Source organism: Listeria rocourtiae FSL F6-920, from assembly GCF_000525975.1.
Taxonomy (GTDB): Bacteria; Bacillota; Bacilli; order Lactobacillales; family Listeriaceae; genus Listeria_A; species Listeria_A rocourtiae.
Genome location: NZ_AODK01000005.1, coordinates 1 through 25,813, shown reverse-complemented (window position 1 = coordinate 25,813; position 25,813 = coordinate 1). Strand labels below are relative to the sequence as shown.

Below are 25,813 nucleotides of genomic sequence, written 5' to 3'. Positions count from 1 at the left end.
TATCGCTTATTTGATATTGCCACTCCAAGAGGCATCATAGCATGCTATATGGAAAGGCCCATCACCGTATACATCAAAATAAATCTCTTTTGTCACTTTAGTATTGGGCTTTACAACAACGCGCCAATCTTCTTTATACGCATTATCACCTTCTAAGCCATCATTATCATAAATTAGGAAATCATCGGCGTAATAGGTAGTGGAGCGGGAAGCTTTGTTTTCAATCGTTACAGTCGCTTTCACATAATAACCAGCCATGGGACTATTGAATTCTTTGTCGCCAGCCCATTTCTCCATCTTTGTGATATTGATGAACACATTATCTTCTACCTCTGCAGCTTGTCCCACTTTGTATTGGGTATAGTCATCTGAAAAATATTCATAATCTTCGTCTTCATCATAATATTCATCGTAATCGTTATATGGATCGTCCTCACCACCTGTATCATCATAGGTTGAACCATCCATTAAATCGTCATACATCATAGGATGATCTCGCATCATTGACATTCCTGGGAAGCCACTGCTTAAAATCATACTACTAACTAAAACTCCACAAAAAATAATGCCGAGAAAAGCTGAGGAAGATGTCATAATCGCCCCAAGCATCTTATTTCTTCTAACTATTAGCAGAATAATACCAACAATCAGGGCAATTAAACATAGAAATAAGAAAAACACGGAAAATAAAATTAGTGCTATCATCATGTGAAAAACGCTCCCTTTATATTATAATACTACAATTGTACAACAGTGTGATGATTAAATAAATAAAAATCTGCCATTTTTTCAAATCGATGTTGTATAATGGATGGTGAGGAGTGAACCAAGATGGAAAAATGTGAAGGAATCGTCATTCGAACGACTAATTATCGGGAATCTGATAAAATTGTTGTCATTTATTCGAGAGAGTATGGGAAAATTGGACTAGTCGCTCGTGGTGCGAAAAAAACAAAGAGTAGACTAGCTGCTGTGACGCAACTTTTTACAAATGGCGTTTTCACTTTTTATCCGAATCGTGGCTTAGGAACGTTACAACAGGGTGAAGCGATTGCCTCTTTTTCATCGATTCAAACAGATATATTTCTAACCGCTTATGCGACTTATGCGTGTGAATTGCTTGATAAGGCCACTGAGGAACAACAGGCGAGTGAACCGCTTTATAATCCTTTTTTATCAAATTATTCATCATATCGATGAGGGATACGATCCGCAAGTGTTAACACAGATTTTTGAGATGAAAATGCTCTCCGTATTGGGTTTATACCCTACGATGGACCGGTGTGCTATTTGTGGTCAGCCAGAAGGGCGCTTTGATTTTTCAGCGTATACGAATGGAATTGTATGTCATCGTTGTTTTGAGCGAGATAAATATCGGCTACATTTAACGGAGAAATCGGTGAAATTGTTGCGCCTATTTTATATCTTTCAGTTGGACCGGCTGGGTAACATCGATGTGAAGCAGGAGACAAAAGATGAGATTCAGCGTGCGATAGACACGTATTATGAGCAATATTCAGGGCTTTATTTGAAGAGTAAAAAATTCCTAAATAATATGAAGAACTGGGATGATGTTTTAAAAGATCGTCCTAAAAAAGAAGATGGTGATTGACTTTCTTCCTAAAATGCGGTAAATTTTAATGTATGAATGAATAGGTGCGATGATGGAAAAATAGTATTAAAAAGCTCTTTTCTAAGCGAGTTCGGAGACGGTGTGAGCCGAACGTGAATCTTTTTAAGAAGGCCTTCCTGAGCACAAACGAAATCAAGGTGGGATTTGAGAATACCCTTTCGTGAAAGCCATAACGCCAGACCGTTCTTTTTAAGTGGGTAGGCGCCTGTGACTTAACATAAATCGAGTGCTTGTCGCCGATTTACATCGGGTATGCTCTATCCAAGTAGGGTGGAACCGCGAGAGTACTCTCGTCCCTATGCTTTTCTTTTAGAGGCATAGAGACGAGGGTTTTTATATGCCTAATTTTACGGAGGTGGATTGGATGAATTTACAAAAAATGATTCGAACATTGCAAGATTATTGGTCTGAGCAAGGTTGTATTATGTTGCAGTCATATGATGTAGAAAAAGGTGCAGGAACGATGAGCCCTTACACATTTTTAAAAGCAATTGGACCTGAGCCATGGAAAGCTGGTTATGTGGAGCCTTCACGTCGTCCTGCTGATGGTCGTTACGGGGAAAATCCAAACCGTTTATTCCAGCATCATCAATTTCAAGTTGTGATGAAGCCATCGCCAGACAATATCCAAGAGCTTTATTTGGGATCACTTGAAAAACTAGGTATCAATGCACTAGAGCATGATATTCGCTTTGTTGAGGATAACTGGGAAAATCCATCGCTTGGTTGCGCTGGGCTTGGATGGGAAGTTTGGCTAGATGGAATGGAAATTACGCAATTTACTTATTTCCAACAAGTTGGTGGTTTGGAGTGTTCACCAGTAACGTCGGAAATCACGTATGGCTTGGAGCGCTTGGCTTCATATATTCAAGAAAAAGAGAATGTATTTGATCTGGAGTGGACAGAAGGGATCTCGTATCGTGATATTTTTTATCAGGCAGAGTATGAGAATTCGAAATATGCATTTGAAACATCAAGTGGTGATATGCTGTTATCGCTTTTTGATACGTATGAGCGTGAGGCCGGTCGTCAAATGGAGGAAGGGCTTGTTTTTCCAGCGTATGATTATGTATTGAAATGTTCGCATACGTTTAATCTATTGGATGCAAAAGGTGTTGTTTCGGTGACGGAGCGCGCGCAATATATTGCTAGGATTCGGAATTTAGCCCGTCGCATAGCCAAAACATTTTATAATGAGCGTGAAAAAATTGGGGTTCCCGCTGTTGAAAGAAAAGGAGGGCGCAGATCATGAGTAAAGATTTTCTGTTAGAAATTGGTTTAGAGGAAATGCCTGCGAAATATATTACTGCGTCTGTGAGACAATTACAAGAACGCGTGGAAAAGTGGCTTGTAGAAAATGATTTAGAGTACACAGCAACAGAAGTTTACTCAAGTCCTCGCCGTTTATCTGTCATCGTAAAAGATTTGGCTGAAAAACAAGCAGATCGCGTGGAAGAATCAAAAGGTCCAGCTAAAAAAAATTGCAAAAGATGCAGCTGGTAACTGGTCGAAAGCGGCTCAAGGTTTTGCTAGAGGACAAGGTGTTGATCCTGAAACGCTTGAATTCCGCGAAATTAATGGTGTAGAGTACATTTATTTGACGAAAGAAGTGCAAGGTGCGGCGACGGTTGATTTATTACCACAAATGCGCCAAATTGTGACTTCAATGACTTTCCCTGTAAGCATGCACTGGTCGGCCTATGATTTAAAATATATTCGTCCGATTAAATGGCTGATTGCGTTATTTGGCAATACAGTTATTCCCTTTGAGATTACGAATGTAACGACTGGAAATGAAACACGTGGACATCGCTTTTTGGGCAATTCTGCGACGGTTTCAGCCCCTGCTGACTATGAGGAAACGCTATTGAGCCAGTTTGTGGTAGCGGATGCGTCCAAAAGAAAAGCCGCGATTTTGACTCAAATTGAAGAAATTGAAGCGGTAGAAAATTGGAAGATTCCTGTGGATGAGGATCTTTTGGAAGAGGTTAATAATTTAGTAGAATATCCTACAGTTCTTCACGGCACATTTGACGAGACTTATTTGGAGTTACCAGAAGAAGTGCTCGTTACAACGATGAAGGAGCATCAACGTTATTTCCCGGTCGTGGACGATGCTAGCAAATTGAGACCTTACTTTATCACAGTTCGAAATGGGAATCATGAAAATTTAGAAACCGTGGCAAAAGGCAATGAAAAGGTACTTCGAGCACGGCTTTCGGATGCGGACTTCTTTTATCAAGAAGATTTGAAAATAACAATCGATGAGGCCGTTGCGAAATTGAATAATATCGTTTTCCATGAAAAATTAGGAACACTAACGGAGAAAATGGTTCGTGTGAAAAAAGTAGCGCTAATCATCGCGGAACAGTTGCAGATGACCGAGGCACAAAAAGCGAAAATCGCGCGTGCTGCGGATATTTATAAATTTGACTTGGTGACTAATTTAGTCGGTGAATTTCCCGAATTACAAGGAATCATGGGCGAGAAATATGCATTATTACAAGGTGAAGATGCGGAAGTGGCAACAGCGATTCGAGAGCATTATATGCCAACCTCAGCAGATGGTGAGTTACCACAAAGCGATATCGGTGCCTTGCTTGCGGTTGCGGACAAATTGGAAACCTTAACTGGATTTTTCTGTGTGAACATCGTGCCGACTGGTTCGGCTGATCCGTTTAGCTTACGTCGTAGTGCGCTGGGGATTATGCGCATTATTCAAGCGAAAAATTGGGATATTCAATTGCTTAGCGTTTTAGCAGATACAGTAGAAATCGAGCGAGCAGAAGGCTTAAATACACTCCCAAGTGAGGAAGTTTTTGAACAGGTAGAGCTATTCTTGCAAAATCGATTGCGCGCGATTCTTTCGGATCAGCAAATTCGACATGACATTATCGATGCGGTTGTTAGCACTGGAAGCAATGTTGTACCGGAGCTGATTGAACGAGCAGAACTACTAAATAAAAACCGCGATGCCGAGTGGTTCCGTCCAACAATGGAGGCTCTTGCACGTGTTATCAATATTTCCAAGAAGCATCAAGGTGATATAACCGTTAATCCAGGGCTTTTTGAAAATGAATCGGAGCAACAGCTTTTTGATGCGGTTCAAAAATTAAAACACGATTACCCGACGCTTATCATTGTGGATCGGTTGCGTGCATTTGCAGCGTTACGTACAGCGATTGATGCTTATTTTGAAAATACACTTGTCATGAGTGATGATGAAGTTGTTCGAAACAACCGTTTAGCGCTATTATTTGAACTAGCAAGTTTTATTAAGGAGTTCGCCCAAATCGAAGAAATAAACGTGAAATAAAGGAGCTAATGATTATGACGCAACCAGCAGTGTACGTCGTTTCAGATTCAACGGGAGAAACAGCAGAACTTGTAACGCGCGCAGCTTTGATGCAATTTGGTAAAAGTCAACAGTTTATTCACCGTTTTCATCATGTAGATACGCCCGATATGATTGAGGAAATTGTGGACCTAGTAGCAGTTAATAATGGGATTATCGTGCATACCATCGTTGTCGAGGAAGTGCGTGAGGAATTGAATAAAACTGCGAAAAAATTTGGAGTACCGATTATTGATATTTTCGGACCACTTTTGGCGCAATTGGAAGAAACGTATCAAATTAAGCCGCTTTCGGAGCCTGGAATGGTTCGCTCACTTGATGAAGCCTATTTCCGTAAAGTTGCTGCGATTGAGTTTGCCGTGGAAAACGATGATGGGCGTAATCCGAGGGGGCTTTTGCAAGCGGATTATGTGTTAATTGGAATTTCTCGAACATCCAAAACACCATTATCTCAATATTTGGCGCTAAAAGGATTGAAAGTAGCGAACGTGCCAATCGTTCCAGAAGCACAGGTTCCAGAAGAATTGTTCGAGATTGATCCAAATAAAATTATTGGATTAAAAATTAGCAAAGAAAAATTGAACCAGATTCGTGAAAAACGTTTGGCTTCAATTGGTCTTAGCGGTGTTGGTAATTATGCTAGTCATGACCGGATTGATGCAGAGCTGGAGATATTTACGGAGCTTACGAATAAATTAGGGTGTTATGTGTTGGATGTTACGAATAAAGCGATTGAAGAGACGGCAAACGACATTTTAATGCATATTGGCGAAATTGCTGATGAAAATTTAGAATTATAGAAGGAAAATCAGATTTTATGGCGAATATATATATTATAGCGGTTAAAACGATGGAAATTCTGGTTTTAATCGCCTATAATATATTTTTATGTATGGGTTATGCGTTTTCTCCAACCATGAAAATGAGGAGGGAAAGAGCATGAAGATATTTATTGATGCAGATGCTTGTCCTGTGAAGGATGAGATACGTGATTTGGCGAAGAAGTATGGTTTGCCGATGACTTTTGTGGCGTCTTATAATCATTATTCTGTGCATTTACCTGTGGGTGAAGTATGGATTTTTGTCGACACGGATAAGGAATCTGCGGACATGCGTATACTGAATTTAGCCAAGTCTGGCGATATTGTCGTGACACAAGATATTGGACTGGCTAGTATGCTAATTGCTAAAGACGTCGCTACCTTTTCAAATCGCGGGGAAAAATACCGTGAAAGTGAGATGGCGATGATGCTTGATATGCGCTATTTGCATGCAAAAGAACGCAGACAAGGAAAATACAGTAAAGGTCCACTAGCGATGAGTTCTGCGGACAATGCGAATTTCTTGCATAAACTGGATACGTTTATAAAAGCGAGGTTATAATTGAAGATGCAACGGATTCCAGAAGAAAAAATTGATGAGATACGTTCCCAAGCAGATATTGTAGATGTTGTTGGAAATTATGTTCAACTTAAGAAGCAAGGACGTAATTACACGGGGCTTTGTCCTTTTCATGGCGAGAAGACACCATCCTTTTCTGTGTCACCTGAAAAACAGATTTTTCATTGTTTTGGGTGTGGAAAAGGAGGCAATATTTTTTCCTTTTTAATGCAGATTGATGGTCTTTCATTTGTCGAATCGGTGAAAAAAGTAGCCGATATGACGCATATTCCGCTAGACATTGAGATAGCTAGCGGAGATGGGGCGCCTACTAACAAGCCTGATAGTCAAGAAGGTAAAATGATAGAAATCCATCAATTGACGAGTAAGTTATACCATTATTTGTTGATGGAGACCGAGGAAGGGCAAGAGGCGTTGCAATACTTGCTTGATCGGGGGATGTCAGAACAAGAATTAGATCATTTTGAAATTGGCTTTGCACCAGCTGATGCGTTGACGGTAACTACATTTTTAAAGAAGCGAGAAGTTGATTTACCGCTTGCTGTGGAATGTGGCTTGCTTACTGAACGTGATGATGGTAATATAGTAGACCGGTTCCGCAATCGAATTATGTTTCCGATTAAGAATGACCGCGGACAATTAGTCGGTTTTTCAGGACGTCTTTTTAATCAAGAGGATGGACCGAAATATTTGAACAGTCCGGAGACACCAATTTTTAATAAGCGCAATATTTTATATCATTTTTCTGATGCGAGACAGGAAATTCGTAAAAAAGAGGAAATCTTGCTGTTGGAAGGGTATATGGATGTTATTTCGGGAGTTTCAGCTGAATTTAGCAATGGTGTAGCGTCTATGGGAACATCGCTTACCGAGGAACATGTGCAGATGATTCGGCGTGTTACTAATAGAGCGGTCATTTGTTATGATGGTGACCGTGCTGGCATTGAGGCGAGCTTCAAGGCTGGGACATTGCTAGCAGAACAACATCGACTCGAAGTCTTTGTAGTGCAGTTGCCAAACGGAAAAGATCCAGATGATTTTATTCGTTCAGAAGGTGCAGAGAAATTTGCTGAAATATACGCACATCAACGGCTAAGCTGGACGGCTTTTAAGTTGCAATTTTTGAGGCGGAATCGTAATCTTCAGAATGAAACGGATAAAATTGCTTACTTGGGCGAAGCCTTGGTTGAAATCGGGAAGCTAGATCAAGCTGTGGAGCGAGAGCTTTACTTAAAGCAGCTAGGCTCGGAATTTGAACTGTCGATGGAAGCTTTGAAGCAGCAGTTGCAACAATCTGTAGCGAACACTGTGAAACCGAAGATTCATGATTATGGTGGCCCTCCACCGGAAGAGTTTGGTGAATATCCGGTGTATGACAGTGGCGGTCGGCCTGTTTATGAGAAGTTCAGTTTTCAGCAGCCCAATTTAGCGCCATCTGCGGGCTTGATTTCTGAGAAGCGACTTTTGAAATACATGTTAGAAGATCGCGATGCCTTTATTCAAATTAGGAGCATGATGCAGGAGCAGGGAATTGAATTTTATCATGATAACTATCAAGCGTTGTACACACATTTAATTGGATTTTATGCTTCTGGGAATGACGCTAATCCGCTCGCGTTGATGGACCAACTTCCTAATGAAGCATCGCGGAATCTAGTAAGTGAACTCGAAATGATGGTTGTAAACACCGAAGTTACGAATGAAGAGTATCAAGATTACATTTTTAGCTTAAGAAAAGCCGGCATTGAACGGGACATTAAAGAAAAAGAACAACAATTACAAATAGCATCACAACAAGGAGAGATAGAAGTAGCTTTGGAGCTGGCCAGAACTATCATGACAATGCGAGCTAATCTTAAGAACAACTTGTTGTAAGCAACTCACTTAAAGCAAAAGACACAGGCACCAAAGTGCAGTGGCATGAATGGTGTTTAGAAACTGGGCAATGAGGTAAGGTATATCATTGACGGTTATTTTGGAAGGAGGACGTGGCAGACTATGGCTAAAAAACCGCAAGAAACAAAACCAGAAGATTTAAACCTAGATAAGGCAAAAGAATTATTAATTGAAGATGGCAAGAAGAAGGGGTCTTTGACGTATGCTGAGATCGCTGCCAAACTTGCGCCATTTACTTTAGATAGCGATCAAATGGATGAATTTTTAGAATTGCTTTCGGTATTAACAATTGAGGTTTCGGATGACGACGAAGACGATGATCCGAACGAAGCAGAGCTAATCAAGGAAGAGACAGAAGAAATTGATTTAAACGATTTGAGTGTTCCTCCGGGCGTAAAAATCAATGATCCAGTTCGGATGTATTTGAAGGAAATAGGTCGTGTCAATCTACTTTCTGCAGACGAAGAAATTGCTTTGGCTAAACGTATCGAACAAGGAGATGTGGAAGCGAAAGGACGATTGGCAGAAGCTAACTTACGTCTCGTTGTCAGCATTGCAAAGCGCTACGTTGGTCGTGGGATGTTGTTTCTTGATTTGATTCAAGAAGGTAACATGGGGTTAATGAAAGCTGTTGAGAAGTTCGACTTTAACAAAGGATTCAAATTTAGTACGTATGCAACATGGTGGATTCGTCAAGCGATTACACGTGCCATTGCCGATCAAGCGCGTACGATTCGTATCCCAGTTCACATGGTCGAAACGATTAACAAATTAATCCGCGTGCAACGTTCTTTACTGCAAGATTTAGGACGTGATCCCTCACCTGAAGAAATCGGTGAGGAGATGGATTTACCAACAGAAAAAGTTCGTGAGATTTTGAAAATCGCGCAAGAACCTGTGTCGCTTGAAACACCAATTGGCGAAGAAGATGATTCGCACCTTGGTGATTTCATTGAGGACCAGGAAGCGACTTCACCATCGGATCATGCGGCATATGAATTGCTGAAAGAGCAACTAGAGGACGTACTGGACACATTAACAGACCGCGAAGAAAATGTACTGCGTTTGCGTTTTGGTTTAGATGATGGTCGTACGCGTACGCTTGAAGAAGTTGGCCGTGTATTCGGTGTGACGCGCGAACGTATTCGTCAAATCGAAGCGAAGGCACTTCGGAAACTAAGACACCCAAGTCGTAGTAAACAACTAAAGGATTTCTTAGAATAAAAATTTCAGAGGAGAGTGCGTAACAAGCGCGCTCTCTTTTTTACAAGAAGGATGATTTTTTTGAATGAACAACAATTGTCAAAACGATTAGAAAAGGTAGTATCTTATATTCCAATAGGGTCAAAAATTGCAGATATCGGTAGTGACCATGCTTATTTGCCGTGTTATGCAGTTCAAAAAGGACAAGTTGCGTTTGCGATTGCTGGGGAAGTAGTGGAAGGCCCTTTTCAATCAGCGACGAAGCAAGTGAAAAGTCTGGAACTAACAAAAGAAATAGCTGTTCGTAAAGGCGATGGTTTAGCGGTTATCGAGTTGGAAGATGCGATAGATGTTATAGTCATTGCTGGGATGGGCGGGGCACTAATTCGCTCGATTTTGGAAGCGGGCTCTGCAAGATTAGTAGGTGTTAAACGCTTGATTTTGCAACCGAATATTGCGGCACATCAATTGCGCGAGTGGGCAGAAATCAATCAATGGGCTCTTGTTTCGGAAGCGATTTTACGTGAAGATAATAAGACATATGAGATATTGGTTTTGGAACCAAGCGAGGAAGTAGTGGTTTATTCAGATGGGGAGCGTTTGCTAGGTCCATTTTTGATGAGAGAAAAATCGTTAGTTTTTCAGACGAAATGGGAGCACGAGTTGAGCAATTGGAAAGGAATTCAGGCTAAAATTGATGCGGGAAATACAAAAAATAAAGCAAAATTAGCAGAATTGGACGCTAAAATACGAACAATTGAGGATGTGTTACGATGAAAGTAGCAAATGGTTATGAGTACGTTGCTGTTTTAGAAGGAATTGCACCGAAGAAATACGCAATGGAAGGTGATCCAATCGGGCTTCAAATTGGTGATTTGGCTCGTAAAGTTCGTAAAATTATGTTCACGCTTGATGTGCTGGAAAACGTGGTGGATGAAGCGATTGAGAAGGGTGTCGACATGATTATCGCGCATCACCCGCTTTTATTTAGACCACTTAAAAAGATAGATTTTGCAACATCTCAAGGCAGAATTGTGAAAAAAATAATTAAGCATGATATTATCGTTTATGCGGCACACACGAATCTGGATATTGCGGATGGCGGTGTAAATGATGTAATTAGTGAGTTGTTAGGCTTGATGGATACTGAAATTATTGTGCCTACATACACAGAAAAGTATGGTAAGATCGCAGTATACACACCTGATTTTGCGGAAGAATCGATTCGATTGGCATTGGTAAACAATGGGGCTGGACAGTTTTCTGATCGTTATTCGGAATGTTCTTTTTCGGTGGAAGGTACTGGACATTTCTTGCCTAATGTTGAGGCGAATCCGACAATAGGCAAACCAGGGGATTTGGAAACGGTCCGGGAAATAAGAATTGAAGCAATTTTTCCGCGTTCAAAAATGGATCAAATCGTGAAGGCGGTTAAGCTAGCGCATCCTTACGAGGTTCCGGCGATAGATGTTTATCCGATTGAGAATGTGGCAACAGAAATGGGGCTTGGTCGAATCGGAAACTTACCAAAAACTGTTGATTTAGCGGCATTTATTGGTTTTGTTAAGGAGAAACTTTCCATTGAAAATGTGCGTGTTATTGGCGATTCAGATCGCCCTGTACGTAAAGTTGGAATTATAGGTGGGGATGGTAACAAGTTTATTCATGATGTGAAGCGTGCAGGAGCAGATGTGTATATTACTGGGGATATTTATTATCATACGGGGCACGATTTATTAGCGATTGATTTGCCAACGGTTGATGCTGGACATTATATCGAGAAGGTTATGAAAGCAAGCCTTTTGAAGCAATTTGAAGAGGCCAGTCAATTGCATGGTTATGAAGTTGACCTTATCGTATCGGAAAGAAATACAAACCCATTTACATTCTATTAAATAAAGGGTCTGGGACAAAATATATTTCTAACCAAAAATAAGCAAGATATCACGATTCCCTTTTTCGGGTAAGACGTGAATCTTGCTTCACACAAATCGAGCGAAAGCGTTTGTATTCAAGGGATTTGGCGGAATCCGGAAGCGGAGCATACTTGTGTATGTGAGAACCGGAAGTTTGCCAAATCCCTTGAATGCGAGCGCTTGTCGCCGATTTATCGGGGTTATGTCCCAGCCCCTTTTTAGGCTACTTACCGCCATTTTTGAGGTGCTCCAAACGGGCAGCACGTTGTTTTTCGATATTTTTCTTGCGAGCACGTGGTAAAATGCTGACTGGGTCAACATCATGCTTACGTTCCCATGTGGTTGCATCGTCTGGGTCATAGGAATCTAAGAATACAAGCACTTCTCGAATAATTTGAGTTGGCGTGCTAGCACCAGCCGTTACAGCCACTTTCTTTGCGTCTTTGATCCAATCTAGATTCAGCTCTTCAATGTTGGCGATTCTATGTGCTGGAACTCCGGCTTTTTCTTCGGATACTTGCGCCAAACGGTTACTGTTGTTACTTCTAGGATCGCCGACAACAATGGTAACATCCGCACCTTTCGCTTGTGTAGCAACCGCTTCTTGACGAACTTGAGTTGCCATGCAAATCTCTTGATGCTGTTCAGATTGTGGATAAACAGACTGGATATAATCCATCAAGTCCATCACGTCCCACTGGCTCATTGTTGTTTGATTTGTAACAAAAATTTTCTCATCGGTGAGTGCTAGGGAATCAATATCTTCCATCGTTTCAACGAGGTGCACAATATCGGGGGCTACACCAACGGCACCTTCTGGTTCTGGGTGGCCTTTTTTACCGATATAAATAACGTGAAAACCTTCGTGCTTTTTTTTCTAAAATTAAATCGTACGTTCGTGTCACATCCGGGCATGTTGCATCAAGCGTTGTGAGGCCTTTTTCTTTCGCACGTTTCTTTACGGCCGGTGAGACACCGTGTGCCGTAAAGATGACAGTACCACTATTGATTTGGTCTAGAATTGCTTCTCGATTTGGCCCATCCAGTGTGACGATACCAACATCTTCAAATGCTTCTGTGACATGTTGATTATGAACAATCATGCCAAGTATATGAATTGGGCGAGGTAGATTTGGATCAAGCGAAGCGTTGCGTGCAATCACCATCGCATCCACCACGCCGTAACAATAACCACGAGGGGCAATCTTAATAATTTCCAATGTTAAACCTCCTATATTTCTCAAGGTGTAGCAATAGTTGGGCAGGACAGCAGAAACACCAACTACTTTTCTATTATAAGCCAGATTCAGTAAGGTTTCAACTGGCTGAATTTTAAAATTGTGAAGCAATAGAGTTGCTTGAAACACAGAATCATTGTAACATGCTATATATTCGGAAAGTTTTCATTCATTTATAAAAATACAACAAAGGAGCGTGCATCGTAAAAATGCTTGATCCCAGCCGAGAAGCAATAAAGGAAACATTGCATTTAATCATGTATGAAGAGGATTTTACGATCTTAAAATTACAGCACAGAGAATTCCTTGAAAACTCGAAAAGTTTGAATAAGAACACGCTCATGCGAACAATCTATTGGCTAGAAATGCATGGACATGTGAAGCGGGGACCTCTCAGATTTGCAAATAAAAAATTATACCATGCGACTCCACAAGGTGAGGTTTTCTATAGATCAATCATGAAGGAATCATAATCCAATTTTTCTAGTGACTAGAGATGGTTTTATATGATATACTAACGGTTTATAACATGAAACCGCTGAAAAGGCTTGGTACAACAAGTATCAGCGGTTTCACTTTGCCTTTGCCCCTAGGTTTGCCCCTAGTTGCTAGCAGAGATAAATTTTTCGTACTGCTCGATGGTCACTTTAGCCATTTTCTCATCCGCGTGCATATAAGATTTAGTGACTACTGAATTTTTACTATGGCCGATCCGTTGCTGGATTGATATCTCTGGCACGCCAGATTCGACCAACTTTTTCACATGCGTATGTCTTAAGGCATGAATGGCATGTTTTTTATGATAGTGTACACCAGATTCTTTACATACTTTTTCGATAAATACCCGAAACTGCTCTTTATAGATATGCCGTCCGCGGTAACTGAATAAAAATAGGTGCTCTTTTTTTTAACTCAGGATGTTTCATTCTATGCTCTTTATTTTTTAAAATACGTTTTTTTCAGCATAGCGCTGGTTCTGTTATCTAGGAAAACATCCCGATTTGATGTACTTGTTTTTACAGGCACAAGAAGGGGATTACTTAGAGTTGAAAAGCTAGACAATTGTTTATCAATTGACACCTTATTATGAGTTTCTGTGTAATCCGACTCGAGCAAACCGAGTGCTTCACTGATTCTTAGCCCAGAATTGGGTAAAAAACGCAATAAGTCAGCCAATGAGGCTTTATCTGGTGCCTTTAATATTATTTTGTCTGCAGCTATAAACATCGCTTTCAAATCTTCGTCTGTGTAAAATTTATTCTTTTCCTCAGAGTTATCAAGTGATTTCTTAACAGGGATATTAATTTTCTTTGCTGGGTTATAGTCAATCAAACGTAAATCGTGTATTGCGAATTCTAAGCAACTGACCACCAAGGAGTTTATTAGCCTGATTGTCCCTTTAGTGTACATCTGCGACACTAGTTTGTTAATAAATTTTTGATAAAAAACACGATTCAATTTTGTTACTTGCACTGATCCGATTTCCGGGATAATGTGCTTTTTCATATTCCCTTCATAAGTGACGATGCTTTTGCGGGACAGAGAGCTTCTTTTACAGGTGTTAAACCATTCTATCATCAAATCCCCCAAAGTAATCTTTTTGTCGATAACGAGCATGTCTCTGGACTTTTCTTTGACTAGTTTCGCATAAACCTGAGAGCCTTCGAGTTCCGCATCGATTCGATCATTCGCTGAACCTGATTTTTCGTGCTGTTTTCCATTGAACGAGACGCGAGCGCGCCAAACCCATTTATTTCTCTTTTCATTAAACTTAACAGTGAATCCCATAATATCCATCCTTTTCCTCGGCGAAGGGGCGTAAATGGATATATTATGTTGCTTACTGTTGCATCACCTCCTAAACAATCGTGGGGTTATTGTAAATTAATAACGATGTCGTGTTCTTTTGTATCATGAGCGTTTTGGTCGCTAGATAACCATTTTAATCTCAATTCTTTTATGTTGTTAACATCATTTATTTCGGGTACAAAAAAATGGATATCACCTTCTTTTTTCACACCTTTATAAATTGAACCGCCGATGTGATCGCTGTTGTTTAAATCAGCATCTACTTGTTGACTATCGACCACCAATTCTGCTTGGTCAGGAAAAGTAGTGAAGTCGTGGGTAGAGGTGTTATCGATTGAAAAATGTACGCTCACTAAACCGTTTGTAGTTAAGTTGTTTTCGTCCATAAATTTTTGGGTAGCCTTTGCAATTAGTACATGACTAATCGTAAAATTCAAGCCGTTATAATTTTCTTTTATATTGGTATCAAATTCCTTTCTTTGTTCAGCGACCTCAGAATCATCATTTGTTGTAGCTTCATCGGATTTATTAAAAAATGATTCTGCCGATTCGGGAAGTTTACCATCAAAGTAATTATCAGATATACTTCTCATTAATTCACCAGCTTTTTTCGATAACTCACCGGCTTCTTCAGCTTTTGAAAAACCATTTTCCACTAAAATACTAAATGCTTGGGTAATTGCCTTATTATAGTCAAGTAGCGCTGCTGTAAGTTCAGGGTTAGAATTATTTTCAGCCAGTTCTTTTTTACTTGTTTCAAATAATTTAATGGACTCATTCAGCTTATTTACAATCTCGTCATCTGTCATATTATTTTCTTTTTTGATTTGTCATTAAACTGATTTTATCGAAGTAAAACTCACTATTAATCGAGTATATTTTCCAAAGATCATCTTTAGATAGTTTAGTCTCACTATTTTCATTTTGAGTACTATTTCCTTTAGCCGAGTTGTTACATCCAGCTATCCCCATGCTTAAGACCAATAAAACCCCTAGAACGATAATTATTTTCTTCACTTCAATCTCTCCCTTATCTGTATTGTCAAACATCCCAATTATACAATTTCCAATATAAAACAGCAATTGTCATTTGCTTTTGTTTTGTTCCGCTAAAAAATTCTCCCAATCTCTCAAATGATCTTTAGCTATTCTTCCGTACCTGGGGATATCATTTTTATTTTTATCTTTTAGCTCTAAACTTTCTAATGATAAATAGATACTCGTTGTACGATCGACTCTTTCCTGAGCCTGTTCATGTTCTCCCTCGATGTAATCGGAATACGCAAGCAAAAAATGAGAAGCTAGACGAAGAGTAACTTCTTGGTGATCATTCGCTAGCCTTTCAGCTGCGATTAGATGAGGTTTGCTTTTGAGATATTGACCTTCAAGGATATAGTGTCGCGAACAATTGATGAAAAATGCAATTTTGAAAAAGTGGATGTGAGGATAGTTATTATACTTTTCCAGTTGTCTTACAGCTTTTCCGATAACGTTATCTATTTGATCCACCGGGAAAATATAAAATATTTTCGTTAGCATGTAAATATCATTGTGGTACCATACCTTACGATTAGCAATTTCATTCCATTTATCATAAGCTTCCTGGTGGGTTATCTTAAAAGATTGTCTCACATTAATTTCACGATAAACATCTAACACATCTCGCAAAGACCGAATGAATGGGTCGTCTGTATTAGTTAGATATTCATCGTACGTATCTTGTAGCATTTTCATATACTCAACGTCTAGGGAGCTTTTCTGTTCGCGAAACAGCTTAAAGAGGTGATCGCGTTCGGGTAATTTAAAATTGTTTTGTATATAAAAGAATTCCAGCATTTCTATATCGAGCTCTTTTAAAATATTAATGAATAATTCAATAGAAGGTATACGGCCTTTTTCAATCGCTGATAAAGAGCTTTGCGATACGCTTTTCATATCCTCTTGCTTAATCCTCTTATTTTTACGAATTTCACGTATTGTATCACCAATTGTTTTCATGTAAAATTCTCCTTTATATCCGATATCGGGTATTTTTTTAAGGTTCCCTAGATTATCCTGTATAATAGTAGGTATATCAAACAGAAGGGAGGTACATAATATGAAGAAATCTAATGTTCTGACAGTTTTCACTGCGTTAGTAGTAACTATCGCGCCTATGATTCACCTTATTACTGGCGGTTGATTGTAAGCGTAAACTAAAAAAGCCGAAGCCTGCGCTCTCCCCAATCCCGACGATTGTGCGAAGAAAGCGTAAGCCTCGAACACACAACTAGTCTAACATAAAAATACAAAAAAATTAAAAAAGAAAAAAACGAGCAGTGAATGAACGTAATAAGATTTAGGAGTGAATAAGGGATGGAAGAAGAACATAGAATAATTTTAGAACATGCAAAAGATAACAAAGATCATTACAAAAAAATAATCGAGATGATAGATAAAGATAGAGATAGCAGGCTTGAATTAATAGCGTCTGGTTATACAGAAGATGAGGCCTTTAAAACACTGTTTATTATAAACGGTGAGTTCCTATCTACTTTGGTATAGAAAATATAAATTTGACCACCTTTTAAGGTGGTTTTTTTATTTGTCACTTTTTTTTGTTTTCAACTGTTTGAATCAAGTGTCTAATTGATTCTGCAAAGTCACTATTCTGCTCAATGTAATCAATGATATCTTGAACAGCAGGTGAGTGACTTTTTTCTGGATTGGGATTGTCTGATCTGCCTAAAAGATAATCAGTAGTAACATTAAGATAATCCGCAACTGCCTTAAGCTTGTCGCTTGTGGGCGCTTTCGTTTTCCATGCATATATTGAATTTTCACCAATATTTACACTACGAGCCAAATCTTGAAGAGAAATACCTCTATCTTTACATAATTTTTTTAATCCGTTCGAACGTTGTCATGTTAACCACCTTAGTAGCTTTAAAAAACTTTTTTATTAAATTGTATAAAAAAACTTGATTTTTATTAAATTTAATGATAAAGTATAAATAAGCTGATTTATCCGCTTATAAAGACCTCAAATAAATGTCCAATTTTCTCGTTCCCCAACGTTATTTGGCATTACTGTAGGCTTATTAAGCTATGGATTCATTTTATCAAATTTAATAAAAAAAGTCAATATCAGCGGATAAATTAGCGGATTTCATAAAAAGGAGGCACAAACGATGACCTTGGATCAAGCTTTTGCAGGGATTGTTCGTACAAAGTTAAGGGTGTTGGGAATCAAACAATACGAATTGGCAGAAATGCTAGAAATAAAACCTCAATATCTTTCGGACATTCTGAATAATAATCGTAAAGGAGAAGAGCATAAAGCTAAAATTCGTGAAATTTTGGATATTAAGGAGGCGGATTACAAATGAATAATTTAGTAATTTCGAGAAATGAGAAAGTAGTCACCTCATCAATACAGGTTGCAGAAAATTTCGATAAAAGGCATGACCATATTTTAAGGGATATTAGTTCATTAAAAAAAGATGTCCCCAATTTTGGGGTGATGTTTTATGAAGCGATGGAACCGGATGCCTATGGCCGTAATCGAAAAATAATTTTAATGAACCGTGATGGCTTTACACTATTAGCTATGGGATTTACAGGAAAGAAGGCGTTAGATTTCAAGATCAAGTATATTGAGGCGTTCAACGAAATGGAAAAAGTTATAAGACAACAACATGACACCTCAAACTTAAGCCCAGAGTTACAAATGGTTAACGGACTATTCAAAGCCATAGCCAATCAAGAATTAGCAACAAAAAAAGCTAGAAACAAAGGTAGAGAGTATGAAAGAAATCCTTAGCGTAAATTCCAACGAGTGGCGCGAGAAGGTGAATTCTATCTTAAAACGTATCGCTAACAACATGGGCGGTACAGAACCTTATAGAAGTACCGTAAACATGAGTTATGAGCGATTAGAAAAACGTGCGCATTGTGATTTAAACAGGCGATTAGAAAATCGTCAAACGAAAATGGCAGCAAAAGGATTGAGTAAGACATCTATTCAGAAACTGAACAAACTTGATTGTATATCAGAGGATAAGCGACTTATTGAAATCTATTTATCAGTCGTACAGCAGATGGCTATCCAGTTTGGTATCGATACGGAAGATCTAGAAGGATTGAAAGTAGTATAAAAAATAAAAAACGGCGAAGGGGCGTGCTGGACATGTCGCTTATTGAAATTAATAAGAATGAAGTAAGAAAAATATTGAAAGAAATACTAAAAGAGATTTTAGAAGAAGAGGGGCTAATAGGGCTGATTTGGAAAATGGAACGCATGCAACTAGAATGCGGTGGACAAAGTAAGGATTGGATTGTGGATCATATATGTCACCACCCTTATGTTGTAAGGCATGAACTGGCCTCGAAAGACGGGAAAAGTTGGATTTTCAAAGCGAAACGAATGGATGAATTTATTGATATGTACTTTCCAGAACTGCATATCAATCACAAAAATGAACAAAAAAGAGGTGTAAAAAATGCTTAACGGTTTAGTATGTTTTATCGCAGGTTTTGCGCTAGCGTCGATTTACGGCAATATCTTTGTAAGTGAAAAGGCGAAAAGGAAGGCGGCAAATTATGAGTATGACGAAGTTGAAGAGGAGAACATTTAAGCGTCATCACGACATAGGCGATATAACAATCGTGTTGAACTATGTAACTGGAACTGTAGCACTTAGTGATATGTCTAGTGAGTTTCCGCTTATGGTAACAGGCTTTCATACGTTTCGAGACTATGCGAAGTATCTGGACGAGCAAGGTTATGAGGAAATAAAAACGTAATTTTGTCGAGGAGGTCAAGTATGAAAAAAATAATTCCATTTTGGTTACGAAATTGGTATTTAACAAAGATAAAACGCCCACCCTGCATCATGTGTGACAGAATAGGCGAATTAGAGCTGGAAGATGGCACATATATTTGCGGTATATGCGCACAAATCCAAGGTGAGTTAGCAGATGACTAGATTTGTTTCCAAATATCTAATAACGTTCCTGCTTCAATTTTTAATTCTAACACATCTGAGTCTACAAGAGGAGTAGACTCGTGAAGTTCTCCTTTTTGTAGATTAATTACAGCGAATTTAGTGTCTGGTGGAATCTCGAAATCTAGCAGAGATAATTCCATCATGGTTAGAGTTGTGGATATGCTCTTTTTTAGTTACCTTGGTATTATTATTGTTCTTTTTATACCAGTTTTTCACTAAGTAATTTTGACCGTTGATACGTAAACCTAATTCAGGAGTAGTTCTAACGTTTAGTTCGTCATATTGCCAAAAAGCCTTACCTGTATTAAAAAATTCAACATTGTGTTTTTTTATAAATTTGACATAGTTTCGAATATTTTTGGCATAGTTATCTTTTTTGTTGTCGGAAACTCGGTCAGAGAGGCTATAAAGTTCTTCGATAGGTAGCCCTCTTTCATGTATTCGTTTGATTTCTGCGCGTAGTTGTTTCCAGTAATCAGTCGCAGGAGTGTAATCAGGATCAGCTTTAACTTTCTTAATGAAATTAATCCTAGCGGTAGTACTAACCTTTGTTGAAAAATCAATAAATTGAGTTAAAGAAATACTCGTTGCATCATTCATGTTATTTGTCACCTCGCTTTCTACTACGAGTATACCAAAAATAAACTGGAAATGTTAGGAGGGATTTGTATGATTTCAGCACTGCTAAACATTTTCTTTTGTGGCCACGAGGACGAGAACGGAGAAATTAAGCTGACAAAAGGAACGAAATTCTGGTTGTTATTGTTTTCCAGCGGAGTATTACTCGCCTTTATCTTAATAATAACTATGACAGTGTTAAATTACAGAATGTGAGGTGAAACAGACATGTGGGAAGAATCAGTAGAAAATTTAATGGCAAATGAGGAGTATTGGGCATTGCGCGGGCAGAATAGCCAAGCTTGGCATAACGAGTATATGGAAGATTTGAAAGCGCGTGAAGAAGAGGAAGAGCAGGCATAAAAAAAGCTCACTTTACAGAGTGAGCGAACACATACAGGGAGTATGTAAGGGATAGATAACCTTATTATACATATTCCCGCACAAAATTGCAATGGAGGGGTTTAAATGCAGGCAGTGATTAACACGAAAGATATGCAACATACCGACTGGCTATTGGCTCGTAGAGAAGGCATAGGAGGCAGTGACGCGAGCATTGTCATGGGGCTGAATAAATATAAAACAGCATTTGAGCTATGGCTAGATAAAACAGGACAAGTCATGCCTGATGATGAAGCTGGAGAAGCGGCATACTGGGGAAATCAAATGGAAGAAGTTGTGGCGAAAGAGTTTGAGAAGCGAACAGGGAAGAAGGTCCGTCGTAGCAATATGATGTATCGGCATGGTGATTATCCATTTATGATTGCTAACGTGGATCGCTTTGTAGTTGGCGAGGACGCGATTTTGGAATGTAAAACAGCCTCAGCTTATCTTGCGAAAGAATGGGAATCCGAGGAGGTTCCAGCGACGTATTTAGTTCAAATTCAGCATTATATGGCGGTTACAGGAAAAAACAAGGCGTATTTAGCAGTGCTAATCGGTGGCAATAAATTTATTTGGAAAGAGGTACCTCGTGATAACGATCTGATTTCTCAAATCATCGCTTTTGAATTGAACTTTTGGGAAAGTCATGTACTCGGTGGTATCGCCCCAGCTTTGGATGGATCAAGCGCAGCGGAACAATATCTAAAAGAACGATTCGCGGAGTCAGAGGAGCGAAAAGTAATGTTGCCAGCAAAGTATAAAGGATATTTGGAAGAGCGCGAAATTTTAGATACAGACATAAAAAATACTACAAACACGAAAAAAAAGAAATAGATAATCATATAAAAAAAGAGATGGAAACGGCAGATACAGCATTGGTTGATGATTATGCTGTCAGTTGGAAATCTCAAACACAACAAAGAGTAAGCACGGATAAGTTAAGAAGTGAGTTTCCAGATGTATATCAAAAAGTATTGACAGAAAGCAGTTTCAGAAAATTCATGGTGAAGGAGATTAAATAATATGGCAACAAATAATTCTTTAAAAAATCAATTAGCAAACAAACAGGAAGGTAACCAAGTAGGAACGGCGCAATCGTTAGGACTTAAAGGATTAGTAAACGCCCCGACTATGAAAGGGAAGTTTGAGGAAGTGTTGGATAAGCGAGCGCCGCAGTTTTTAGCCTCGTTACTGAATTTGTACAATAGCGAAAGCGGGCTTCAAAAAGCAGAACCAATGTCAATTATCATGTCGGCCCTCGTAGCGGCGACCCTTGATTTGCCGATCGATAAAAATTTGGGATATGCCTGGATTGTTCCCTATAGCGGGAAGGCGCAATTCCAACTTGGATATAAAGGATATATCCAGTTAGCGCTTCGGACTGGGCAATATAAAGCCATTAACGTTATCGAAGTTAGAGAAGGAGAGTTAGTAAGCTGGAATCGCCTTACAGAAGAACTAGAACTAAATTTAGATGGGGCAGAGAGCGATAAAGTTATTGGGTATTGTGGTTATTTCCGATTAATAAACGGGTTCGAAAAAACAGTTTATTGGACCAAGGCGGAAGTTGAATTTCATAAGAATAAATTTAGTAAATCCAATTTTGGTTGGGGCAAAGATTGGGATGCGATGGCTAAGAAAACAGTACTCCGCAACATGTTAAGTAAATGGGGCATCCTATCAATCGACATGCAAAAAGGCATCACGGAGGACGGAAACGAGCAGAAAGGGCGGATTGATATTACAGAAGATATTGGAGTTAATTTAGATATCATTGATCCGGCAGAAGAACCAAAAAAACCATCGGACACCTTGCCGGAAGGAACGGCTGTTCAAGGTAGTATTGTTTAATACTTTTTAGGAGGAAAATTAGATGGCTCAAAGAAGAATGTTCAGCAAAAATATTACAGATACGGACGCATTTGTAGATATGCCGTTATCATCACAGTGCTTATATTTCCATCTAAACATGAGCGCTGATGATGACGGCTTTGTAGACAGTGTGAAGAAAATAAAACGTGTCATTGGCGCTAGCGATGATGATTTAAAGATATTAATGGCTAAGCAATTTTTGATTCCATTTGACACTGGAATTGTCGTTATAAGGGATTGGAAAATACACAATTATATTCGTGGTGATCGATATCGTGAAACAGTACACCAAGAAGAAAAAAGCCAATTAGCGATGGATAGTAGCAAACGCTATACCAAAGTGGCAGAACAGGTTCAACCGCATGTCATACCACCTGACATACCAAATGTAGACCAGTGGGAGACGCAGGTTAGGTTAGGTAAGGATAGGTTAGGTAAGGATAGCATAGGTAAGATTAGTATAGATTACGAAGAAGAGAAAACCATTCATAATAATAATCCTGATTATTCCAGTTCGATTGCTACGTGGGAAGCTGTATATGGATTTCCTAATGCAGTGGTATTAAAAGACATCCAAGAAGCGATAGACGAAACGACAGATACCCTTGTAATCGAGGCAATTCGCAGGACATCGCTTGAACAGATCGAGCGTAAAGGTGCATGGAGGTATACAAGGGCCATTTTAAACAACTGGAAACAATTAAAAATAACAACATTAGAACAAGTTCAGCAAGCTGATAGGAACTGGGAAATAGGTCAGCAAGCTAAAAATAATGGCAAGGGCTATAAAAAAGGCGGTAAACAAGAGGTAGTACCAAACTGGTTCGACAAAGACGAGGTACTACCACCGCAGCAGACGGAGCCAGAGCAGAAGGAAACGCCAGAGGAAACCGCGCGCAAAGTAGCGGAAATGAAACGGAGATTGAAGGAGGCGCGGGCGTGAAGAGAATTTTAGACGCGTGTTGCAGTGGGCGGATGTTCTGGTTTAACAAACAGCATCCAGACGCGGTTTACATGGACAATAGGGAACTCGATACTACGCTTTGTGATGGCAGGAAGTTAGTTGTAAAGCCAGATGTAGTAGGCGATTTTAGAAATATGCCATTTCCAGATGAATCGTTTTATCTCGTTGTTTTTGACCCTCCGCATTTGGTGCGGGCAGGTGACAATTCCTGGTTGGCCAAAAAATACGGAAAGCTCGGACCGCTTTGGGAACGCGATATTTCAGAGGGTTTCGATGAGTGTATGCGTGTGTTAAAACAAAATGGCACTCTCGTTTTCAAGTGGAATGAGGAGCAGATAAAACTAAGTGAGATCTTAAAAGTAATTGGTATGGAGCCGTTATTTGGCAACCGAAGAAGTAAAACGCACTGGCTAGTATTTATGAAATAGGGGTGATTACATGAGGGAAGTAAAAGTTTATTGCAGAGTTGAAAATTTTGAGTTCGCTGGATTCATACAGTCCGACAGGGTATTTCGAGTGATGGCCGAATATCTTGGCGATTATAAAGGGTTGAAAATATGTGTTAGAAAATCGCCACTTACAGAAGAGTATATCGTATTTGACGCTGGCGCTGGTGGCATGATTGAAAGAGACCTAGACAGATCACTGGCGATAGAAAGAGCGTTGCTCATGATTCAAAAGGTGCCCGATGACATGATAAAAAAAAGCAAAAGAACAACATAATTTCTACGGCATTCCAGCAATGCGAATTGGAATGAACATTATACAAATGAACACGTTGCTAGGGAATAAGCGCGCTATTAAGACTTACGAAAGACGGACTGGGAAAAAGTTTGAAATCTAGGGAGGCTAGAGCATGACTAACAAAGTTTTGCAAGAAGCAGAAGTAAAAATATGCAATATTGTGCGGGAGAAGCTGCATAACAAAAAAATTCCGTTCGCTGAAATTAACAATTTTGTTCAAGAAACAACTAAATTAGTCGAGACTATGACGGGCTTAGGTGTCAAATGGTCTACGGAAGATCACGAATTTGGCAGTAATAGACTATCACTTTACATTTGCGATATTGATTATGTTGATGAATTCATTGACGAATTGATGGATTGGAAAGTCTGCACATACTGCATAAAATACAACGCTGAACAAAATCTATTCATCGCTACAGAGGCTACTACCGAAGTTTTATAGCGTAAATATCGACGGAGGCGGTCGAATTTCGAACGAAAGCATATTTTATGAGTATTTACATGTCTGGAGAAAATAATCGCTTAAAAGGTCTTATATGAGCTCAAAACGAAGTGGTAATTTTAACGGTTCGAATGCTCGCTATAATGTTTATAAAATTAACGAATAGTCAGAATAAGTTACAATCAGAATTAAAATAATTTAGCCGAAATTGGAGGGAATAGCAATATGAGAACAAAATTTGATGATTTACAAAATTACATTAGTTTAGAGTTTAACGGAATGAAAACCGAGCTAGACTATCTTAAAAGAGTTGCAGATGAAGATGTTGAAATATTTGATGGGGACGAAATATCTGATAACGAGTCAACAAGTAGTTTTGTTTATTTGGAAGATTTTGAAGCGTTGAAAGATAGTGTTAACGATGTTCTGGAATGTTTTAATATGCGAGGTGATGAATTATGAAAACAAACGAGTTTAAGAAGGCAGTAGAGGCGTTGGGATTTGATTTAGGGCATAGTTTCGACGGCACTACGATAGACATGTTCATGGTTTACGATGAGGATAGTAATCATGTAGGTTCAGTGTACACGAAACAAAAAATTAGCGAAAGCGTGGCTGAATGTAGAAACGGAGGACATAATGCGTAAATTTATCGACTGGATAGATGGGGTGAGCGAGTGATGGAGTTGGAATATGCGTTATATCAAGGCGACACGCTGCTAAAAATCGGAACAGTAGACGAATTAGCGGCGTTCAAGAAAGTGAAGCGCAAAACGATTTTGTTTTATGCTACGCCGAGTTATCGGAAGAGGACTAGTGAAAAAGGGCTACGGACTATTAGATTGGAGGAGGATGGAATTGGCTAAGAAGAAAGGAATTTTGTTTTGCGATTATTACGATGAATGGATAGAAGTCTACAAAGTCGGCGCTATTGCGAAAATAACGCTAGATAAATATTACAACGTAGCTAAGCAACTACGTGAAATATGCCCGAAGCTCTTCATTTCAGATTTTGATAGACGTGAATATCAGCGGATTATCAATGAATATGCAAAAACGCATGAAAAACAGACTACAACGGATTTCCATCATCATGTCAAAGCTTGCATTAAAGACCTATTCCACGACGGCTTAGTTGATAAAGACCCGACCTACCGGGTCGTGATAAAAGGCTCCGAACCAAAACGAACAAAGAAACGTAAATTTCTACAAAAAGAGGAGTTAGCAAAGTTATTACAATCACTTGATACAAGTAAAGTTGGTTTTGACTGGTTCGTAATGTTGATAGCTAAAACAGGTATGCGTTATGCCGAGGCGTTAGCTGTCACTCCAAATGACTTTGACTGG

Annotated in this window: 31 protein-coding genes and 7 pseudogenes; 29 read left to right on the top strand and 9 right to left on the bottom strand. The window is 39.2% G+C overall.

The genetic code is table 11. The features are described from left to right. Positions 1 to 6: 6 nt before the first annotated feature. Entirely contained in the window at positions 7 to 708 is a 702-nt protein-coding gene (locus PROCOU_RS01580; protein ID WP_077913286.1) for a DUF4352 domain-containing protein, read from the bottom strand. Between the two features lie 123 nt (positions 709 to 831). On the opposite strand from PROCOU_RS01580, the pseudogene recO reads away from it, so the two are divergent. From recO to PROCOU_RS01530, 9 genes and pseudogenes are all read left to right on the top strand, one after another. Next, positions 832 to 1,612 (top strand): annotated as a pseudogene (gene recO / locus PROCOU_RS01575) (DNA repair protein RecO). A 385-nt stretch (positions 1,613 to 1,997) separates the two neighbouring features. Then, a pseudogene (gene glyQ / locus PROCOU_RS01570) lies at positions 1,998 to 2,889 on the top strand (glycine--tRNA ligase subunit alpha). Continuing rightward, a pseudogene (gene glyS / locus PROCOU_RS01560) lies at positions 2,882 to 4,949 on the top strand (glycine--tRNA ligase subunit beta). Before glyQ ends, glyS begins: the two co-directional pseudogenes overlap by 8 nt. A 14-nt stretch (positions 4,950 to 4,963) precedes the next feature. Further along, positions 4,964 to 5,788 carry a pyruvate, water dikinase regulatory protein gene (locus PROCOU_RS01555; RefSeq protein ID WP_036069233.1) on the top strand — a complete coding sequence of 275 codons (825 nt, stop codon included), beginning with the start codon at positions 4,964 to 4,966 and terminating at the stop codon, positions 5,786 to 5,788. A 139-nt stretch (positions 5,789 to 5,927) separates the two neighbouring features. Next, positions 5,928 to 6,371: a YaiI/YqxD family protein gene (locus tag PROCOU_RS01550; protein WP_036069231.1), complete on the top strand. Its 444-nt coding sequence runs from the start codon at positions 5,928 to 5,930 to the stop codon at positions 6,369 to 6,371. A 6-nt stretch (positions 6,372 to 6,377) separates the two neighbouring features. Then, positions 6,378 to 8,264 carry a DNA primase gene (gene dnaG / locus PROCOU_RS01545; protein ID WP_036069361.1) on the top strand — a complete coding sequence of 629 codons (1,887 nt, stop codon included), beginning with the start codon at positions 6,378 to 6,380 and terminating at the stop codon, positions 8,262 to 8,264. Positions 8,265 to 8,387: 123 nt separating this feature from the next. Further along, the gene (gene rpoD, locus PROCOU_RS01540) at positions 8,388 to 9,509 is read left to right on the top strand and encodes an RNA polymerase sigma factor RpoD (protein ID WP_036069230.1); all 1,122 of its coding nucleotides are present in this window, start codon (positions 8,388 to 8,390) and stop codon (positions 9,507 to 9,509) included. A gap of 60 nt (positions 9,510 to 9,569) precedes the next feature. Continuing rightward, positions 9,570 to 10,265, top strand: coding sequence for a tRNA (adenine(22)-N(1))-methyltransferase (locus PROCOU_RS01535; RefSeq protein ID WP_036069359.1), 696 nt, complete (start codon positions 9,570 to 9,572; stop codon positions 10,263 to 10,265). Then, positions 10,262 to 11,383: a Nif3-like dinuclear metal center hexameric protein gene (locus PROCOU_RS01530; protein WP_036069229.1), complete on the top strand. Its 1,122-nt coding sequence runs from the start codon at positions 10,262 to 10,264 to the stop codon at positions 11,381 to 11,383. Before PROCOU_RS01535 ends, PROCOU_RS01530 begins: the two co-directional genes overlap by 4 nt. Before the next feature lie 244 nt (positions 11,384 to 11,627). Here PROCOU_RS01530 and PROCOU_RS01525 read toward each other — a convergent pair. Further along, positions 11,628 to 12,624 (bottom strand): annotated as a pseudogene (locus PROCOU_RS01525) (4-hydroxy-3-methylbut-2-enyl diphosphate reductase). 227 nt (positions 12,625 to 12,851) lie between these two features. Here PROCOU_RS01525 and PROCOU_RS19185 point away from each other — a divergent pair. Further along, positions 12,852 to 13,115 carry a DUF3116 family protein gene (locus tag PROCOU_RS19185; protein ID WP_036069227.1) on the top strand — a complete coding sequence of 88 codons (264 nt, stop codon included), beginning with the start codon at positions 12,852 to 12,854 and terminating at the stop codon, positions 13,113 to 13,115. Positions 13,116 to 13,243: 128 nt separating this feature from the next. Here the strand turns inward: PROCOU_RS19185 and PROCOU_RS19180 are convergent. The 5 genes and pseudogenes from PROCOU_RS19180 to PROCOU_RS01500 all read right to left on the bottom strand — a co-directional run. Then, a pseudogene (locus PROCOU_RS19180) lies at positions 13,244 to 13,531 on the bottom strand (tyrosine-type recombinase/integrase); the annotation flags it as partial. 47 nt (positions 13,532 to 13,578) lie between these two features. After that, positions 13,579 to 14,439, bottom strand: coding sequence for a tyrosine-type recombinase/integrase (locus tag PROCOU_RS01515; protein ID WP_077913284.1), 861 nt, complete (start codon positions 14,437 to 14,439; stop codon positions 13,579 to 13,581). 77 nt (positions 14,440 to 14,516) lie between these two features. Continuing rightward, positions 14,517 to 15,260: a hypothetical protein gene (locus PROCOU_RS16255; RefSeq protein ID WP_051994084.1), complete on the bottom strand. Its 744-nt coding sequence runs from the start codon at positions 15,258 to 15,260 to the stop codon at positions 14,517 to 14,519. Position 15,261: 1 nt separating this feature from the next. Next, positions 15,262 to 15,468 carry a hypothetical protein gene (locus PROCOU_RS01505; RefSeq protein WP_149023600.1) on the bottom strand — a complete coding sequence of 69 codons (207 nt, stop codon included), beginning with the start codon at positions 15,466 to 15,468 and terminating at the stop codon, positions 15,262 to 15,264. A 69-nt stretch (positions 15,469 to 15,537) separates the two neighbouring features. After that, the gene (locus tag PROCOU_RS01500; RefSeq protein ID WP_036069224.1) at positions 15,538 to 16,449 is read right to left on the bottom strand and encodes a helix-turn-helix domain-containing protein; all 912 of its coding nucleotides are present in this window, start codon (positions 16,447 to 16,449) and stop codon (positions 15,538 to 15,540) included. A 357-nt stretch (positions 16,450 to 16,806) separates the two neighbouring features. On the opposite strand from PROCOU_RS01500, the gene PROCOU_RS01495 reads away from it, so the two are divergent. Continuing rightward, on the top strand, positions 16,807 to 16,995 hold the full coding sequence (locus PROCOU_RS01495; RefSeq protein WP_036069223.1) for a hypothetical protein: 189 nt from the start codon (positions 16,807 to 16,809) through the stop codon (positions 16,993 to 16,995). 43 nt (positions 16,996 to 17,038) lie between these two features. On the opposite strand, the gene PROCOU_RS01490 is transcribed toward PROCOU_RS01495, so the two are convergent. After that, positions 17,039 to 17,296, bottom strand: coding sequence for a helix-turn-helix domain-containing protein (locus PROCOU_RS01490; RefSeq protein WP_244266204.1), 258 nt, complete (start codon positions 17,294 to 17,296; stop codon positions 17,039 to 17,041). A gap of 325 nt (positions 17,297 to 17,621) precedes the next feature. On the opposite strand from PROCOU_RS01490, the gene PROCOU_RS01485 reads away from it, so the two are divergent. Genes PROCOU_RS01485 through PROCOU_RS17660 form a run of 7 tightly spaced genes read left to right on the top strand, consistent with a single transcriptional unit; the run spans position 17,622 to position 19,418 of the window. Continuing rightward, entirely contained in the window at positions 17,622 to 17,819 is a 198-nt protein-coding gene (locus PROCOU_RS01485; RefSeq protein ID WP_036069222.1) for a helix-turn-helix domain-containing protein, read from the top strand. Beyond that, on the top strand, positions 17,816 to 18,253 hold the full coding sequence (locus PROCOU_RS16250; RefSeq protein ID WP_051994082.1) for a Rha family transcriptional regulator: 438 nt from the start codon (positions 17,816 to 17,818) through the stop codon (positions 18,251 to 18,253). Before PROCOU_RS01485 ends, PROCOU_RS16250 begins: the two co-directional genes overlap by 4 nt. 28 nt (positions 18,254 to 18,281) lie before the next feature. After that, entirely contained in the window at positions 18,282 to 18,587 is a 306-nt protein-coding gene (locus tag PROCOU_RS16245; RefSeq protein WP_149023599.1) for a hypothetical protein, read from the top strand. A 32-nt stretch (positions 18,588 to 18,619) separates the two neighbouring features. Beyond that, the gene (locus PROCOU_RS01475; RefSeq protein WP_036069221.1) at positions 18,620 to 18,940 is read left to right on the top strand and encodes a DUF771 domain-containing protein; all 321 of its coding nucleotides are present in this window, start codon (positions 18,620 to 18,622) and stop codon (positions 18,938 to 18,940) included. Next, a complete protein-coding gene (locus tag PROCOU_RS18745) occupies positions 18,933 to 19,067 on the top strand; it encodes a hypothetical protein (protein ID WP_279586576.1) in 135 nt (44 codons plus the stop codon). The genes PROCOU_RS01475 and PROCOU_RS18745 overlap by 8 nt, the downstream gene beginning before the upstream one ends. Further along, entirely contained in the window at positions 19,033 to 19,236 is a 204-nt protein-coding gene (locus PROCOU_RS17395) for a hypothetical protein (RefSeq protein ID WP_133620437.1), read from the top strand. The genes PROCOU_RS18745 and PROCOU_RS17395 overlap by 35 nt, the downstream gene beginning before the upstream one ends. Before the next feature lie 20 nt (positions 19,237 to 19,256). Next, complete coding sequence (locus PROCOU_RS17660; protein ID WP_159101170.1) at positions 19,257 to 19,418, top strand: hypothetical protein; 162 nt, start codon at positions 19,257 to 19,259, stop codon at positions 19,416 to 19,418. 117 nt (positions 19,419 to 19,535) lie between these two features. On the opposite strand, the gene PROCOU_RS01470 is transcribed toward PROCOU_RS17660, so the two are convergent. Continuing rightward, positions 19,536 to 20,039: a hypothetical protein gene (locus PROCOU_RS01470; RefSeq protein ID WP_036069220.1), complete on the bottom strand. Its 504-nt coding sequence runs from the start codon at positions 20,037 to 20,039 to the stop codon at positions 19,536 to 19,538. Between the two features lie 246 nt (positions 20,040 to 20,285). On the opposite strand from PROCOU_RS01470, the gene PROCOU_RS18740 reads away from it, so the two are divergent. From PROCOU_RS18740 to PROCOU_RS01420, 11 genes and pseudogenes are all read left to right on the top strand, one after another. After that, positions 20,286 to 20,420 (top strand): hypothetical protein, encoded by a 135-nt coding sequence (locus tag PROCOU_RS18740; protein ID WP_279586577.1) that lies wholly within the window; start codon positions 20,286 to 20,288, stop codon positions 20,418 to 20,420. Between the two features lie 105 nt (positions 20,421 to 20,525). Next, positions 20,526 to 21,463, top strand: a pseudogene (locus PROCOU_RS01465) (YqaJ viral recombinase family nuclease). 1 nt (position 21,464) lies between these two features. Continuing rightward, a complete protein-coding gene (locus PROCOU_RS01460; RefSeq protein WP_036069219.1) occupies positions 21,465 to 22,292 on the top strand; it encodes a recombinase RecT in 828 nt (275 codons plus the stop codon). A gap of 22 nt (positions 22,293 to 22,314) precedes the next feature. After that, the gene (locus tag PROCOU_RS16240; protein ID WP_051994078.1) at positions 22,315 to 23,256 is read left to right on the top strand and encodes a DnaD domain protein; all 942 of its coding nucleotides are present in this window, start codon (positions 22,315 to 22,317) and stop codon (positions 23,254 to 23,256) included. 32 nt (positions 23,257 to 23,288) lie between these two features. Beyond that, positions 23,289 to 23,705, top strand: coding sequence for a TRM11 family methyltransferase (locus PROCOU_RS01450; protein ID WP_133620447.1), 417 nt, complete (start codon positions 23,289 to 23,291; stop codon positions 23,703 to 23,705). 10 nt (positions 23,706 to 23,715) lie between these two features. Further along, positions 23,716 to 24,000, top strand: coding sequence for a hypothetical protein (locus PROCOU_RS01445; protein ID WP_036069217.1), 285 nt, complete (start codon positions 23,716 to 23,718; stop codon positions 23,998 to 24,000). A 133-nt stretch (positions 24,001 to 24,133) separates the two neighbouring features. Further along, positions 24,134 to 24,466 carry a hypothetical protein gene (locus PROCOU_RS01440; RefSeq protein ID WP_036069216.1) on the top strand — a complete coding sequence of 111 codons (333 nt, stop codon included), beginning with the start codon at positions 24,134 to 24,136 and terminating at the stop codon, positions 24,464 to 24,466. A 225-nt stretch (positions 24,467 to 24,691) separates the two neighbouring features. After that, the gene (locus PROCOU_RS01435; RefSeq protein ID WP_036069214.1) at positions 24,692 to 24,928 is read left to right on the top strand and encodes a hypothetical protein; all 237 of its coding nucleotides are present in this window, start codon (positions 24,692 to 24,694) and stop codon (positions 24,926 to 24,928) included. Next, positions 24,925 to 25,113 carry a hypothetical protein gene (locus PROCOU_RS01430; protein ID WP_036069213.1) on the top strand — a complete coding sequence of 63 codons (189 nt, stop codon included), beginning with the start codon at positions 24,925 to 24,927 and terminating at the stop codon, positions 25,111 to 25,113. The genes PROCOU_RS01435 and PROCOU_RS01430 overlap by 4 nt, the downstream gene beginning before the upstream one ends. A 33-nt stretch (positions 25,114 to 25,146) precedes the next feature. Further along, a complete protein-coding gene (locus PROCOU_RS01425) occupies positions 25,147 to 25,332 on the top strand; it encodes a hypothetical protein (protein WP_036069211.1) in 186 nt (61 codons plus the stop codon). Then, positions 25,319 to 25,813: pseudogene (locus PROCOU_RS01420) on the top strand (site-specific integrase); the annotation flags it as partial. The gene PROCOU_RS01425 and the pseudogene PROCOU_RS01420, both read left to right, overlap by 14 nt.

What these genes read in the sequence shown, in the direction of transcription:
- PROCOU_RS01580 (WP_077913286.1), bottom strand. Translation starts at nt 708, where the DNA reads ATGATGATAGCACTAATTTTATTTTCCGTGTTTTTCTTATTTCTATGT.
- PROCOU_RS01555 (WP_036069233.1), top strand. Translation starts at nt 4,964, where the DNA reads ATGACGCAACCAGCAGTGTACGTCGTTTCAGATTCAACGGGAGAAACA.
- PROCOU_RS01550 (WP_036069231.1), top strand. Translation starts at nt 5,928, where the DNA reads ATGAAGATATTTATTGATGCAGATGCTTGTCCTGTGAAGGATGAGATA.
- dnaG (WP_036069361.1), top strand. Translation starts at nt 6,378, where the DNA reads ATGCAACGGATTCCAGAAGAAAAAATTGATGAGATACGTTCCCAAGCA.
- rpoD (WP_036069230.1), top strand. Translation starts at nt 8,388, where the DNA reads ATGGCTAAAAAACCGCAAGAAACAAAACCAGAAGATTTAAACCTAGAT.
- PROCOU_RS01530 (WP_036069229.1), top strand. Translation starts at nt 10,262, where the DNA reads ATGAAAGTAGCAAATGGTTATGAGTACGTTGCTGTTTTAGAAGGAATT.
- PROCOU_RS19185 (WP_036069227.1), top strand. Translation starts at nt 12,852, where the DNA reads ATGCTTGATCCCAGCCGAGAAGCAATAAAGGAAACATTGCATTTAATC.
- PROCOU_RS01515 (WP_077913284.1), bottom strand. Translation starts at nt 14,439, where the DNA reads ATGGATATTATGGGATTCACTGTTAAGTTTAATGAAAAGAGAAATAAA.
- PROCOU_RS16255 (WP_051994084.1), bottom strand. Translation starts at nt 15,260, where the DNA reads ATGACAGATGACGAGATTGTAAATAAGCTGAATGAGTCCATTAAATTA.
- PROCOU_RS01500 (WP_036069224.1), bottom strand. Translation starts at nt 16,449, where the DNA reads ATGAAAACAATTGGTGATACAATACGTGAAATTCGTAAAAATAAGAGG.
- PROCOU_RS01495 (WP_036069223.1), top strand. Translation starts at nt 16,807, where the DNA reads ATGGAAGAAGAACATAGAATAATTTTAGAACATGCAAAAGATAACAAA.
- PROCOU_RS01485 (WP_036069222.1), top strand. Translation starts at nt 17,622, where the DNA reads ATGACCTTGGATCAAGCTTTTGCAGGGATTGTTCGTACAAAGTTAAGG.
- PROCOU_RS16250 (WP_051994082.1), top strand. Translation starts at nt 17,816, where the DNA reads ATGAATAATTTAGTAATTTCGAGAAATGAGAAAGTAGTCACCTCATCA.
- PROCOU_RS01475 (WP_036069221.1), top strand. Translation starts at nt 18,620, where the DNA reads ATGTCGCTTATTGAAATTAATAAGAATGAAGTAAGAAAAATATTGAAA.
- PROCOU_RS18745 (WP_279586576.1), top strand. Translation starts at nt 18,933, where the DNA reads ATGCTTAACGGTTTAGTATGTTTTATCGCAGGTTTTGCGCTAGCGTCG.
- PROCOU_RS17395 (WP_133620437.1), top strand. Translation starts at nt 19,033, where the DNA reads ATGAGTATGACGAAGTTGAAGAGGAGAACATTTAAGCGTCATCACGAC.
- PROCOU_RS17660 (WP_159101170.1), top strand. Translation starts at nt 19,257, where the DNA reads ATGAAAAAAATAATTCCATTTTGGTTACGAAATTGGTATTTAACAAAG.
- PROCOU_RS01470 (WP_036069220.1), bottom strand. Translation starts at nt 20,039, where the DNA reads ATGAATGATGCAACGAGTATTTCTTTAACTCAATTTATTGATTTTTCA.
- PROCOU_RS18740 (WP_279586577.1), top strand. Translation starts at nt 20,286, where the DNA reads ATGTGGGAAGAATCAGTAGAAAATTTAATGGCAAATGAGGAGTATTGG.
- PROCOU_RS01460 (WP_036069219.1), top strand. Translation starts at nt 21,465, where the DNA reads ATGGCAACAAATAATTCTTTAAAAAATCAATTAGCAAACAAACAGGAA.
- PROCOU_RS16240 (WP_051994078.1), top strand. Translation starts at nt 22,315, where the DNA reads ATGGCTCAAAGAAGAATGTTCAGCAAAAATATTACAGATACGGACGCA.
- PROCOU_RS01450 (WP_133620447.1), top strand. Translation starts at nt 23,289, where the DNA reads ATGTTCTGGTTTAACAAACAGCATCCAGACGCGGTTTACATGGACAAT.
- PROCOU_RS01445 (WP_036069217.1), top strand. Translation starts at nt 23,716, where the DNA reads ATGAGGGAAGTAAAAGTTTATTGCAGAGTTGAAAATTTTGAGTTCGCT.
- PROCOU_RS01440 (WP_036069216.1), top strand. Translation starts at nt 24,134, where the DNA reads ATGACTAACAAAGTTTTGCAAGAAGCAGAAGTAAAAATATGCAATATT.
- PROCOU_RS01435 (WP_036069214.1), top strand. Translation starts at nt 24,692, where the DNA reads ATGAGAACAAAATTTGATGATTTACAAAATTACATTAGTTTAGAGTTT.
- PROCOU_RS01430 (WP_036069213.1), top strand. Translation starts at nt 24,925, where the DNA reads ATGAAAACAAACGAGTTTAAGAAGGCAGTAGAGGCGTTGGGATTTGAT.
- PROCOU_RS01425 (WP_036069211.1), top strand. Translation starts at nt 25,147, where the DNA reads ATGGAGTTGGAATATGCGTTATATCAAGGCGACACGCTGCTAAAAATC.